The sequence below is a fragment of the Actinomadura coerulea genome (assembly GCF_014208105.1).
Lineage (GTDB): Bacteria > Actinomycetota > Actinomycetes > Streptosporangiales > Streptosporangiaceae > Spirillospora > Spirillospora coerulea.
Genome location: NZ_JACHMQ010000001.1, coordinates 2699481 through 2712066, shown reverse-complemented (window position 1 = coordinate 2712066; position 12586 = coordinate 2699481). Strand labels below are relative to the sequence as shown.

Annotated in this window: 10 protein-coding genes; all 10 read right to left on the bottom strand. The window is 72.7% G+C overall.

Annotated features, from left to right (window positions below):
• Positions 1–315: 315 nt before the first annotated feature.
• The 10 genes from hydA to BKA00_RS12530 all read right to left on the bottom strand — a co-directional run bounded on the left by hydA (position 316) and on the right by BKA00_RS12530 (position 12586).
• Positions 316–1686 carry a dihydropyrimidinase gene (gene hydA, locus BKA00_RS12575; protein ID WP_185025073.1) on the bottom strand — a complete coding sequence of 457 codons (1371 nt, stop codon included), beginning with the start codon at positions 1684–1686 and terminating at the stop codon, positions 316–318.
• Positions 1683–2066: an allophanate hydrolase-related protein gene (locus BKA00_RS12570; protein ID WP_185025072.1), complete on the bottom strand. Its 384-nt coding sequence runs from the start codon at positions 2064–2066 to the stop codon at positions 1683–1685. Before BKA00_RS12570 ends, hydA begins: the two co-directional genes overlap by 4 nt.
• Positions 2067–2076: 10 nt before the next feature.
• The gene (locus BKA00_RS12565) at positions 2077–2862 is read right to left on the bottom strand and encodes an ATP-binding cassette domain-containing protein (protein ID WP_185025071.1); all 786 of its coding nucleotides are present in this window, start codon (positions 2860–2862) and stop codon (positions 2077–2079) included.
• The gene (locus BKA00_RS12560) at positions 2859–3704 is read right to left on the bottom strand and encodes an ABC transporter ATP-binding protein (RefSeq protein WP_185025070.1); all 846 of its coding nucleotides are present in this window, start codon (positions 3702–3704) and stop codon (positions 2859–2861) included. The genes BKA00_RS12565 and BKA00_RS12560 overlap by 4 nt, the downstream gene beginning before the upstream one ends.
• Positions 3701–4606, bottom strand: a complete 906-nt coding sequence (locus BKA00_RS38845; protein WP_185025069.1) for an ABC transporter permease subunit — start codon at positions 4604–4606, stop codon at positions 3701–3703. The genes BKA00_RS12560 and BKA00_RS38845 overlap by 4 nt, the downstream gene beginning before the upstream one ends.
• On the bottom strand, positions 4603–5679 hold the full coding sequence (locus BKA00_RS12550; protein WP_185025068.1) for an ABC transporter permease: 1077 nt from the start codon (positions 5677–5679) through the stop codon (positions 4603–4605). The genes BKA00_RS38845 and BKA00_RS12550 overlap by 4 nt, the downstream gene beginning before the upstream one ends.
• Positions 5680–5766: 87 nt before the next feature.
• Positions 5767–7392, bottom strand: coding sequence for an ABC transporter substrate-binding protein (locus tag BKA00_RS12545; protein WP_185025067.1), 1626 nt, complete (start codon positions 7390–7392; stop codon positions 5767–5769).
• Between the two features lie 39 nt (positions 7393–7431).
• The gene (locus BKA00_RS12540) at positions 7432–9204 is read right to left on the bottom strand and encodes a hydantoinase B/oxoprolinase family protein (RefSeq protein ID WP_185025066.1); all 1773 of its coding nucleotides are present in this window, start codon (positions 9202–9204) and stop codon (positions 7432–7434) included.
• 20 nt (positions 9205–9224) lie between these two features.
• The gene (locus tag BKA00_RS38835) at positions 9225–11279 is read right to left on the bottom strand and encodes a hydantoinase/oxoprolinase family protein (protein WP_185025065.1); all 2055 of its coding nucleotides are present in this window, start codon (positions 11277–11279) and stop codon (positions 9225–9227) included.
• Positions 11276–12586: an amidohydrolase family protein gene (locus BKA00_RS12530; protein WP_185025064.1), complete on the bottom strand. Its 1311-nt coding sequence runs from the start codon at positions 12584–12586 to the stop codon at positions 11276–11278. The genes BKA00_RS38835 and BKA00_RS12530 overlap by 4 nt, the downstream gene beginning before the upstream one ends.

Genomic DNA, 12586 nt, shown 5'->3' with positions numbered 1-12586 from the left:
TGCACCGAGGAGCGTGATGACGGCCATGCGGGCGAGCAACCCGGCAAGCGTTGACGGGTTGGTCGGGCGTTGGGGGGCTGGAGCCGCCCACCCGGCGACCGGCCTGGTCGTCATCATGATCGGCGCGATCGTCGCCCACGCCCGCCGCAAGGAGCACCAGAGCCATCGCTTTCTTGGCCAGCGAACGCTTCGGGGGACGAGAACAAGCTGGCCTCTGTCGAGCCCGGGAAACTCAGCGGACTGGTCACCGAGGCCTAGCGGCTCACGGTCCCAAAGCGCATGGCGGCCGGTTGCGCGCCTGAGCTCCCGATCCTGTCACGTGAGGGTGGCCTTGAGGTGGCGGCCTTGGGGAGTCGGATCGGTGAGGGTCCCGTTGTCGATGACGATCCGGCCTCTGACCATGACCGTTGTCGGGCGGCCTGTAAGGTGCATGCCCTCGTAGGGGGTGTAGTCGGTGGCCATGTGGAGCGCTGTGGCGGTGACCCGCCAGTGGGCGGACGGGTCCCAGATGGTGATGTCGGCGTCCGCGCCGGGCAGCAGGGTGCCCTTGCGGGGGTAGAGGCCGTTCGTGCGGGCCGGGTTCGCGGCGGTCAGTTCGACGAAGCGCGTCACCGGGAGGCCTCGGCGGACCACGTACTCGGAGAAGATGACCGGGAGGCGGGTCTCGACACCGGGGAGGCCGTTGGGCATGGCGCGGACGTCGGCGCTGCGCGACTCCTTCTGCGCGGTGTCGTAGCAGCAGTGGTCGCTGCCGATGGTGGTGACCTCGCCGGTGAACAGGTGCTGTCCGAGTGCCCTCACCTGGTCGGCGGGGCGCAGGGGCGGGCAGCACACGAAGCGTTCGGGGTGGTCGCCCCGGTAGGCGGAGTCGTCCAGGACGAGGTGATGCGCGACCGTCTCGCTGTAGGCGCGGACGCCGCGGCGGCGGGCGGCGGCGACGAGTTCGACGGCCTCCGCGGTGGACTGGTGGACGAAGTAGACGGGCGCGTCCACCGACTCGGCGATCGCGAGGATCTCGGCAACGGAGGCGGTCTCGGCAAGGCCGGGGCGGGTGGCGGCCATGTGGGGGGCGCCGATCCGGCCGGCGTCGGCGCCGCGCTGCTGGGCGTCGCCGATGATGTGGTCGGCCTCGCAGTGAATGACGACCATGCCGCCGAGGGCGGCGAGGGTCTTCATGGTGCGCAGGACGGTGTCCTCGTCGGCCATGGTCTCGCCGCTGTAGGTGGTGAACATCTTGACGGTGGGGACGCCGTCCGCGACGAGGCCGGCGAGTTGCTCAGGGACGGTGTCGTCCCACTGGACGACGCAGGCGTGCAGGGCGCTGTCGCACAGGCCCTCGGCGGCCTTCGCGCGCTGGACATAGGCGACGTCGGCGGGGTTCTCGCCAGGGCGCGGGATCGCGAAGTCGACGATGGTGGTGGTGCCGCCGTGCACGGCGGCGGTGGTGCAGGCGCGGTAGTCGTCCAGCGAGGTGAAGTCGCCGGAGGTGAAGCCGACGTGGCAGTGCGGGTCGACGCCGCCGGGCATGACGAGGCGCCCGGTCGCGTCGACCACGGTCGGAGCGGGGGGCGCCGTGCCGGGGGCGGCGAGCGCGGCGACGCGGCCGCCGGCGATGACCACGTCGGCCGGTCCCGACCAGCCCGCCTCGACGACGGTGCCGCCGCGGACCACCACGTCGGGCCTCACCGGGCGGCCAGGTGGGCTCGCCAGCCGCCGGCGTCGCTGATGTCCACCACGCCGGGCAGGGTCAGGGATTCGGCGCGCATCCGCATGCACAGGGAGCCGGAGCCGTCGGCGAGCTCGATCGCTCCGAGTTCCAGTTCGGGCGGCTCGCCGGGGAGCAGGTGGTCGCGCATGATCTCGTAGGTGACGGCGTACAGCTCGCCGGGCACCGTCCGGCCGCCGGACGGGACGGGGTGGAGGCCGGGGAACTCGTCGCGCACGGAGTAGAAGCGGTAGTGGGGCGCGGTCTCGGCGGGGCCGAGGAAGCGGGCGCCCTCCAGTGCCGCGTTGAGCGAGCCGCCGGACATGGCCTGTCCGTTGACGAACATCCGCAGGGTTTCCATGGTGCCTTCCTCAGGTGGTCTGGCGGGCGCGTTCGGCGGCCGGGTCCGGGACGGGCACGGCGTCCAGCAGCGAACGGGTGTAGGGGTGCCGGGGGCTGCGGTAGATCTCCTCGCGGGTGCCGGTCTCCACCAGGACGCCCTGGTCGAGCACGGCGACGCGGTCGCACAGGTAGTGCACGACGGCGAGGTCGTGGGCGATGAAGAGGATCGACAGGTCGAGCCGCTCCCTCAGGTCCCGGAAGAGGTTGAGCACCTGCGCCTGGACGGACACGTCGAGGGAGGAGACGACCTCGTCGCAGATCAGCACCTTCGGCTCGACGGCGAGGGCGCGGGCGATCGCGATGCGCTGCCGCTGGCCGCCGGAGAAGGAGCGCGGATGACGGACCGCGTCGGCTGCGGAGAGCCCGACGGTCTCCAGCAGCGCAGCGGCCTTCGCGGTGCGTCTGCGGGAGTCCGGTTCCAGGCCGTGGACGAGCAGCCCCTCCCCGACCAGGGCGCCGGCGGTCATCCGCGGGTTGAGGGACGAGTAGGGGTCCTGGAAGACCATCTGGACGTCTCGGCGGAGCGTGCGCAGCTCCCGGTGGGACGCGCCGAGCACGTCGCGGCCGCCGAGCAGGACCTGGCCGGAGTTCGGCCTGGTCAGCCGGGCGACGCAGCGGGCCACCGTCGACTTGCCGGAGCCCGACTCCCCGACGAGGCCGAGCACCTCGCCGGGCGCGAGGTCGAACGAGACGTCCTTCACCACCGGACGGCCGCCGTAGCTCTTCACCAGGTTCCGCACGCTGAGGGCGGTCATCGGGCGCCTCCTTCCAGGGCCGCCGGAACGTCATCGACGGTGCTGAGCCGGCGGGACGGGTCGTCGTCGATGCGCGGCACCGAGGCCAGCAGCCCGCGCGTGTAGGGGTGCTTCGGCTCGGCGTAGATCTCGTCGACCGGGCCCTCCTCGACGGGCGCGCCGTGCCGCATGACCACGACGCGGTCGGCGAAGCCCGCCACGATCCCGAGGTCGTGGGTGATGAGCAGCACGGCCATGGAGCGTTCGTCGGCCAGTTCCCGCAGCAGGGTCAGGACCTGCGCCTGCACCCGGACGTCGAGCGCGGTCGTGGGTTCGTCGGCGATGAGCAGCGCCGGTTCGGCGATCACCGCGATGGCGATGACGACGCGCTGGCGCATGCCGCCGGAGAACTGGTGCGGGTAGTCGTCGAAGCGGCGGTCGGCGTCGCGGACGCCGAGCCGGCCGAGCAGGTCGACGCCGCGCCGCCGGGCCTCCTTCCTGCGGACGCCGCGGATGAGGAGCGGCTGCATGATCTGCCAGCCGATCGTCATCACCGGGTTGAGGGAGGCGAGCGGGTCCTGGAAGACCAGCCCGATCCGGGCGCCCCGGACGGCGCGCATCTCGCGTTCGGACAGCGTGAGCAGGTCGGCGCCGTCCAGGGTGGCGCGGCCGGTGAGGTCGGCGTCGCGGTCCAGCCGCAGGACGGCCCGGGCCGTGACCGACTTTCCGGAGCCGGACTCGCCGACCAGCGCGACCTTCTCGCCGGCCGCGATGTCCAGGTCCACTCCGCGCAGGACCTCGACGGGCCCGTCCGGCCCGGGGAAGGCGGCGCGCAGGTCCCGCAGTGACAGCAGTGGCTTCATGGCCGCCTCCCGCGGAGCGTCGGGTCGTTGCGGACGCGGAGCCAGTCGCCCACGAGGTTGAAGGAGACCGCCGTCAGCATGATCGCCAGGCCGGGGAGGGCGACGGCCCACCAGCCGTTGGTGAGGTTCCCGGCGGCTCCGGCGATCATCGCGCCCCATTCGGCCGAGGGGACCTGCGCGCCGACCCCGACGAACGACAGGCCGGAAATGACGAGCATGACCGCCGACACGTCCAGCGTCGTCTGCACGTAGAGGGTATCGAGGGAGTTCGGCAGGACGTGCCGGAACACCAGGCGCGGTGTGGAGACGCCGAGCGTGCGGGCCGCCTCCACGTACTCGGCGTCCCGGACGTCGCGGACCAGGGTGCGGACCAGCCGGGCGTACCCGGGCCACCAGGTGAGGCAGAGGGCGATCACGGCGGAGCGCAGGCCGGGGCCGAGCGCGGCGGCGAGCCCGAGCGCCAGGATGATCGCCGGGAGGGACAGGCCGATGTCGCAGATCCGCATCAGGATCTCGTCGACGACCCGCCCGCCGAGCGCGGCGAGCGTGCCGATCAGGGTGCCGATCAGCGTGGCGACGGCGATCACGGTGACGGTGGCGAGCAGCGACACCCGCGCGCCGTACAGGACGCGGCTGAAGACGTCGCGGCCGTTGGCGTCGGTGCCGAACCAGTGCGCGCCCGAGGGGGCGTGCAGCGCCTGCCCGAGGTCCACCGCGTAGGGGTCGTGGGGTGCCAGGAAGGGCCCGACGAGCGCGACGAGGATCATCAGCGCCGCGACCGCGAGCGCGGCCCGGTCCACGATGGACATGCGGCCCGGTCGCCCGCGCCGGCGCCGCAGCACGGGCCTGCCGCGTCCTGTAGCGGGGTCTCGCTTCGTCGTGGGGGCGACGGCCGTCTTCACGATGCCGCCCCTTCCATGACGCCCTTCTCCAGGGGCTCCCCGCCGGGGGCGGCAGCCGGGCGTGCGCGCGCGGGTTGGCGCAGGCGCGGGTTGAGCCAGAGCTGGACGAGGTCGACGATGATGTTGGCCAGCACGAACACCACTCCGATCACGAGCACGCTGCCGATCACCGCGTACAGGTCGTTTTGCAGGACCGCGTTGACCGCGTAGGCGCCGATCCCCTTGCGCCCGAACACCGACTCGACCAGCACCGTGGAGCCGAGCATCCACCCGAGCTGCATGCCGAGGATGGTGCTGACCGGGACGAGCGCGTTGCGCAGGCCGTGCCGGACCACCACCCGGCGCTCCGAGGCCCCCGTCGCGCGGGCCAGCGTGATGTAGTCCGAGTCCAGCACGCTGATCATGGAGGAGCGGACGGTGCGGGCGACCACCGCGACGAACGCGGCCGCGAGCGTGACGGCGGGCAGCAGCAGGTGGGATGCCGCGTCGCCGAACGCGGCCGGGTCCCCGGCGAGCAGCGCGTCCAGCGAGGTCATGCCGGTGATCTCGGGTACCTCGCGGCCGAAGCCGAGCTGCCCGGTCAGGGGCAGCACGCCGAGCCGGTCGGCGAACACGAGCTGGAGCATCAGCCCCAGCCAGAACACCGGTACGCCGGCGCCGAACAGCACGATCAGCCGGGCCGCGACGTCGGCTGCGCGCCCCCGGCGGTAGGCGGCGTACACGCCGAGCGGCACCGCGACCGCCACGTTGATCAGCATCGCGGCGAGGACGAGCTCGATCGACGACGGCAGCGCGCCGGCGATGTCGTCCAGGACGGGGCGCTGGGTGAACACCGACGTGCCGAGGTCGCCCCGCAGGAGGTTCCCGAGGTAGCGCGGGAACTGCTCCCAGATCGGCCGGTCGAGTCCGAGCCGCGCCGACACCGCGGCGACCTGCTCGGCGGTGGCGTTCCGGCCGGCCGCCGCCCGCGCGGGGTCGCCGGGCAGCACCTGGGTCATCAGGAACGTGACGACGCCAAGACCGAACAGCACGACGACGCTGGTGGCGAGCCGCCTCAGCAGGAAACGCGCCATGCCGTGCCTCCCCTCGCTGGAGATCTCATGGATGGTGCGCCGGGCCCGCGGCGTCCCTGTCGGGTCCGGGGGCCCGGCGCGGGCAGGTCAGCCGACCTTGACGCCGTAGACGTCGACGGTCTGGTGGTGCGACGCCTGGTAGGCGTAGCCCTCGACGCCCTTGCGCAGGACGGTCACGGTCTGCGGGTTGGACATGTTGACCGACGGGACGTCGGCCGCGATGAGCTGCTGCGCCTGCTTGTAGAGGCCGCAGCGCTCGTTCTCATCGGTGAGGGCCTGGGCCTTCTCGACCAGCGAGTCGACCTTCGGGTTGTCGTAACCGCCGGTGTTCTGCCCGTTGTTGATGAACTTGGAGTCGAAGAGCTGGTACAGGACCGAGTCGGGGTCGGGGTTGGGCGGGAAGGCGTAGATCATGGCCAGGTCGGGCGTGGTCCTGTTGCTCTTCAGCCGTTCCACGTGCTCGGGGTAGGTGATCGCCTCCAGCTTCAGCTTGATCCCGACCTTGGCCAGGTCGGACTGGAGCAGCGTGGCGGCCTGTTCCATCTCGGCGGTCGCCTTGAGGTAGGTCATCGTGAGGGAGACGCCTGAGAGCCCGGCGGACTTCAGCGCCGCCTGCGCCTTGGCGACGTCGTACGCCGGCTGGGGGGTGGACGAGTCGAAGCAGGCCATCGTGGACGGCAGCACGCCCACCGCCTTCTTGCCGGCGCCCTTGAGGATCGAGCCGAGGTGCTGGTCGTACTGGTAGGCGGACGCGATCGCCTCACGCAGCGGCCTGCTCGACACCGGCGAGTCCTTCATCTTGAAGAACACGTAGAGCTGGACGTTGGTGTCGGCCTTGTCGACCTTGTAGCCGCCGTTGCCCTCGAAGGACTTCCAGTCGTTGGGGTCGATGTCCATCGCGATGTCGACGTCACCGGCCAGCAGCGAGCTCTTCTGCGTCGCGGCCTGCGGCAGGTAGCGGAACACGACGTTCTCGGCCTGGCCGGAGAAGCCGCCCCAGTACTTGGCGTACTGGGTGTACTTGGCCTCCTGGTTGGCGGTGTAGCCGGTCAGCTTGTAGGGGCCCGAGCCGGCATCGGCGGTGGCGAGCCACTTCTGCCCCTGGTCGTCGCCCTCGTGCGCGCCGACCAGCTTGGCGTTGAGCACGTACACCCGGGTCAGCGCCGGGATCATCGGGGCGTAGGGCCGGGCCAGCTTGATGGTCAGATGGGTGTCGTCGGCGACCGTGGTGGACTCGTAGGGCGTCAGCAGCGACGCGACCCCCACCTTCAGCTTCTTGATCCGGTCCAGGCTGTACCGGACGTCGGCCGCGGTGAGCTTCGCGCCGTCGTGGAAGGTGACGTCCCCGCGCAGGGTGACGTCGATGGAACGGCCGTCTCCGGAGACCTTCCACTCGGTGGCGACGCTCGGAACGATCTTGTTGTTCGCGTCGTACCTGACGAGGGTGTCGTAGGCGGGACGGGCCACCTCGTCGACCGTGGAGTTGTCGGCCTGGACGGGGTCGAACGTCGCGGGCGGCTCGTTCTCGGCGATGATCAGCGTCTGGGTGCGGGCGGAGGTCCCGCCGCCGGAGCCGCCGCACGCGGCGGCGGCGAGCGCCCCCGCCGCGAGGACGGCCGTCAGCCGCAGCCCGGCGCGTCCGCGGATGCGGAGCGGACCGGGGAACCACCTGGTCCTCGACGGCTCACCGGCCGTGACAGTTGTGTGGAGCACTGGTGTCTCCCCTTCGTGGACGTGTCCGGGCGGACGGTGTCAGGTGTCGTGCCGATCGGCGGGGGGCTGCGTCCGGCGCCGTTCGGCGCGGGCCGGGGTCTCGGTGTGGGAGCCGTCGGGGGCGATGACCAGGCCGTAGTCGCGCTCGGCGGCCTGGACGGTGACGTAGCCGTCCAGGACGTCCGCGACGACGGCGGCGGGGTCGCGGTCGAGGGGGTCGCCGTGGCCGCCCCCGCCCGCGGTGCGGTTGACGAACCGGTCGCCGGCCCGCATCGCGGCGCGGTACATGCCGACCCGCTTCTCGCGGTCGGTTCCGGGCCACAGCGTCATCCCGCTGGGCTCGGGCTCCAGCCCGCCGTGCAGCGCCCACGGCCGCGTCTTGCTCTTCTTCTTCATCGACAGCACCTCACCGTCGGCGAGGTAGCGGACCTCGCGCAGGACGCCGACGCCGCCGCGGTAGCGGCCCGCGCCGCCGGAGTCGGGGATCAGCTCCAGCCGCTCGTGGAAGACCGTCGACTTGTGCTCCAGCACCTCGATCGGGGTGTTGCGGACCACGCTCTGCGACGGGTGCTGCTGCGCGTTGGCGCCGTCGTGGTCCCGCCGCGCGCCCCAGCCGATGCCCTCGTTGTTGCTGATGACGAAGTCGTCGCCGGTGCGCGGGTCGTGGCCGAGGGCCATGAATCCGGGCTCGTCGCCCCCGGAGGAGGCCGGGATGGAGTCGAGGACGCCCGCGAGCGCCTTGTGGATCAGCTCGAAGGCGACGATGCCGCTCCACTGGGTGAAGGTCGCGGACGGGTAGACGGCGTGGAAGAAGTTCCCCGGGTCCGCCTTGACGGTCAGGGCCCGGTAGTGGCCGGCGTTGGACGGCTCGTCCGGCGTGGTCAGCTCCTTGAAGGTGGACTTGGCGAGGCTCTCGGTGGCCCCGATCGGGAGGTTCACCGGGCCGAGCACGGCACCGTCCGAGCCGTTGAAGTCGACCTCCATCCGGTCGCCGTCGATGGTGACCCTGGCCTCCATGCGGATCAGGTCGTCGGTGATGCCGTCGTCGTCGCAGTAGTCGGCGGCGGTCCAGGTGCCGTCCGGTAGGGCGGCGACCGCCGTGCGCGCGACGCGCTCGCCGTGCTCGATGATCTGCTTGACGGCCCGGTCCACGACCTCGCCGCCGAACTTGTCCCAGACCTGCGCGAGCCGGTTCTCCCCGGTGCGCAGGGCGGCGAGCTGGGCGTGGAAGTCGCCGACGGTGAGGTCCGGCAGCCGCGAGTTGAAGCGGATCAGCTCGACGACGTCGCGGACGACCTCGCCCCCGTGCACGATCCTCGTGCCGGGGAAGATCAGCCCTTCCTGGTGCATGTCGGTGGAGTCGAGGACGTAGCCCGGGGCCTTCGCGCCGAGGTCCATCCAGTGGGCGCGGACGGCGAGGTAGGCGGACGGCTCGTCGCGGCCCTCCCGGAACACCGGCGCGAACAGCATCGCGTCGTAGGAGTGCGCGCCGCTCCAGTACGGGTAGTTGAGCAGGTAGACGTCGCCCGGCGCGAGGTTCTCCCGGCCCACGTACTCGACGCCCTTGACGATCGCGTGGTCGTTGGCGCCGAGGAACGAGGTGATCCCGGCGGCCTCGGCCATCAGCTCCAGGTCCCGGTCGTAGATCGAGATGCCGAAGTCGAGGACCTCGTAGATCACGGGGTTGAACGCGGCCCGCACCAGCGTGCGGCGCATCTGCTCGCCGACGGAGACCAGGTAGTTGCGGATCACCTCGACGGTCGCGCCGTCCAGCGCGGCCGCCGCCTCTCCGCCGGGCCGGGTCGTGCTCATCGGACCATCTCCTGTCTGGCTCACTGGGCCGTCTCCGGGCTGCTCACCAGCAGGTGGCCGTGGACGTCCACGGTGAGCCGCTGGTCACTGAAGATCACGGTGGTGGAGGTGCCCTCCTCGACGATCGCGGGCCCCGGCACCGCGTGGCCGGGCGCGAGGGCCTGCCGCTCGTAGACGGGGAACGGCACGGTCTCGCCGGTGGCGACGTCGAAGGCGGGGCGGCTCCCGGCGGGGTCGGGCGTGCCGGAGCCGCTGCCGGAGAGCCTGCGCAGGCCGGGCTTCGGCAGGACGCCCACCGCCCGCACCCGCAGCGTGAGGATCTGCCCGCCGTCCGGCATGGCGTGCCCGTAGCGTGCGCGGTGCAGCTCGTGGAACCGGTCGAGGATCGCGGCGGCGTCGTCCCCGGGCCGCAGGTCGATGGCCAGCGTGTGCTCCTGACCGTGGTAGCGGACGTCCAGGCGGCGGACGAGGGTGCGGTCCTCCGGCTTGACGCCTTGGAGCGACAGCACCTCCTCGCCCTGGTTCTCCAGATCGGCGAAGGCCGGTTCCAACTCGGCGAGGGTGGCGTCGCTGAGCGGCTTGAGCACGGTGGTGGCGAACTCGTACTCCAGGTCCGACATGAGCATCCCGAACGCCGAGAACGCTGCCGGGACCTGCGGGACGACGGTCTCGGTGATGCCCATCTCGCGGGCCAGCATCGGGCCGAGCAGCGGGCCGGCGCCGCCGAACGCCAGCAGCGCGAATTCGCGGGGGTCCAGGGCCCGCTCGACCGTGATCTCGCGGAGCGCGCCGACCGTCCGGGCGAGCAGGACGCGCAGGACGCTCGCGGCGGCCTCGGTCACCCCGACGCCGAGCGGGCGGGCGAGCCTGTCCGCCACGGCGGCGCGGGCCGCGTCCGCGTCGATGCTCATGTCGCCGCCGAGGAACGCGGCCGGATCGAGGTACCCGAGCACCAGCGCGGCGTCGGTCACGGTCGGCTCGGTGCCGCCGGCCCCGTAGGCGACGGGGCCGGGCACCGCGCCGGCGCTCTGCGGCCCGACCTTGAGCAGCCCGTGGTCCATCCAGGCGATGGAGCCGCCGCCCGCGCCTACCGTGCGGATGTCGAAGATCGGGATGAGCAGCGGGAAGCCGTCGATCGCGGCCTCGTGCACCTCGCCGGGGGAGCCGTCCTCGATCACGCAGCAGTCCACGCTGGTGCCGCCGACGTCGAACGAGATCAGCTTGTCCCGGCCGAGCTCGCGCGCCAGGAACGAGGCGCCGACCACGCCCCCCGCCGGACCCGACAGGACCGTCATCAGCGGCGCGCGGCGGGCCAGCTCGGCGGTCATCGCGCCGCCGCCCGACCGCATGATGTGCAGCGGGCGGCTGAGCCCGGCGTCGCCGAGGCGCCCCTCCAGGGCCCCGATGTAGTCGCTGAGGACGGGCCGGATGTAGGCGTCCAGGGTCGCGGTGCTCGTCCGCTCGTACTCCCGGTACTCCCGGCTGATGTCGGTCGACACCGAGATCGACACGTCCGGGTGGGCGTCGCGCAGGATCTGCGCCGCGCGCCGCTCGTGCGCGGGCTCGGCGTAGGAGTGCAGGAAGCAGACGGCGAGGGAGCGCAGCCCGTGCTCCTCGACCAGGATCCGGCCCGCCTCGCGGACGGCGTCCTCGTCGAGCGGCTCCACCTCGGCGCCCTGGGCGTCGATCCTGCCGGGCACTCCCGTGCGGTGCCGGCGCGGGACGAGCGGCGGCGGCGGCGCGTAGGCGAAGTCGTACATGTGCTGGCTGGGCACATTGGCGCGGGCGATCTCCAGCAGGTCCCGGAACCCGGCGTTGGTGATGATCCCGACGTCGGCACCGCGGCGCTGCAGGATGGCGTTGAGCCCGAGCGTGGTGCCGTGCACGAACGCCTCGACGTCGTCCAGCCGGCCGGCGAGCCCGCCGACGGCGTCCAGGACACCCCGCGCGGGGGCGTCCGGGGTGGTCGGGGCCTTGTGCAGCCGCAGCTCGCCGGTCGCCTCGTCGTAGGCGATGGCGTCGACGAACGTGCCGCCGATGTCGACCGCGAGCCGGGTACGGGGCGAGGACGTCACAGGGTGCCTCCGGGGGCGTCGGCGGCGGCCCGTCCGGCCGGCGCGGCGGGCAGGTCGTCGCGGACGACGCGTCCGCCCTGCATGACGAAGGGGATGCGGCGCAGCGCGGACAGGTCCGACAGCGGGTCGCGGTCGGTGACGATCAGGTCGGCGAGCAGGCCCTCCTCGACCGCCCCGGCCTTGCCGTGCAGGCCGACGAGCCGGGCGGCGTCGCTGGTGCCGGCGCGCAGCGCCTGTTCCGGGCTCAGCCCGGCCTCGGTGAGGAACTCCATCTCGCGGACGGCGACGACGGTGTCCTCGATGGGCTCGCCCGGCGGGTAGTCCGTGCCGGCGAGCATGGTGATCCCGGGCGCGCCCGGGTCGCGCGGGTCTGCGATGCCCGCGGCGACCGCCCGGCGGATGCTGGCGAGGTGGCCGGGGCCGACCTCCAGGGCGCGCTGGATCTGCCACTCGCTGAAGGAGTGCTCGGCCATCCAGTCGGGGCAGCGGGTGACGCACAGGGTGGGAGTGAGGAAGACGCGCCGCTCGGCCATCTCCTTCGCGGTGGCGTCGTCCAACTCGTACGCGTGCTCGTAGCCGCGGACCCCGGCGGCGAGCGCCTCCCGGATCGCCGACCCCGACCCCGCGTGCGCGGTGACGTAGGTGCCGTGCTCCTCCGCGGCCCGGACCACCCCCCGCATCTCCTCCAGCGTCATCTGGGCGCCGGTGAACGACTCGCCCTCGTGCGCGATGCCGCCGGTGATGAACACCTTGATCAGGTCCGCGCCCGCGGCCAGTTCCGTGCGCGCCGCGCGCAGGAAGCCGTCGTGGCCGTCGGCGTAGGAGCAGGCGGAGCCGTGGCCGTGGCCGCCGGTGGTGGAGACGGCGCGGCCCGCGCCGATGATGCGGGGCGCGTCCACCCAGCCCTGCTCGACGCCGGTGCGGACGAGCAGGTCGGCGCGGTTCTGCTCGTGGACGCAGCGGATCGACGTGACGCCCGCGTGCAGCGCGTCCTGCGCCCGTGACAGGGCTCGCATCGCGGTCAGGCCGGGGCTCTCGGCCTCGTCGGTGGCCGAGAACGGGTACACGACCGACAGGTGCGTGTGCACCGAGATCAGGCCGGGCAGCAGGTACCGGCCGCCGAGATCGACGCGCTGGGCGCCCGGCTCCGGCGCCTCGGTGGTGATCTTCTCGATCCGGCCCGCCGCGACCGCGACGTTGGCGTTGCGGCGGACCGTCCCGCCGAGCACGTCGACGACGTGCCCGCCGGTCAGCCAGAGGGTCCCCTCCCGCGGCACGGGCCGCCGCGCGGTGGTCGTTGTCGGCAC

Bases quoted from the DNA above. Each gene is read 5' to 3' on its own strand.
- BKA00_RS12570 (WP_185025072.1), bottom strand. From the start codon at position 2,066: ATGGAAACCCTGCGGATGTTCGTCAACGGACAGGCCATGTCCGGCGGC.
- BKA00_RS12565 (WP_185025071.1), bottom strand. From the start codon at position 2,862: ATGACCGCCCTCAGCGTGCGGAACCTGGTGAAGAGCTACGGCGGCCGT.
- BKA00_RS12560 (WP_185025070.1), bottom strand. From the start codon at position 3,704: ATGAAGCCACTGCTGTCACTGCGGGACCTGCGCGCCGCCTTCCCCGGG.
- BKA00_RS12550 (WP_185025068.1), bottom strand. From the start codon at position 5,679: ATGGCGCGTTTCCTGCTGAGGCGGCTCGCCACCAGCGTCGTCGTGCTG.
- BKA00_RS12540 (WP_185025066.1), bottom strand. From the start codon at position 9,204: ATGAGCACGACCCGGCCCGGCGGAGAGGCGGCGGCCGCGCTGGACGGC.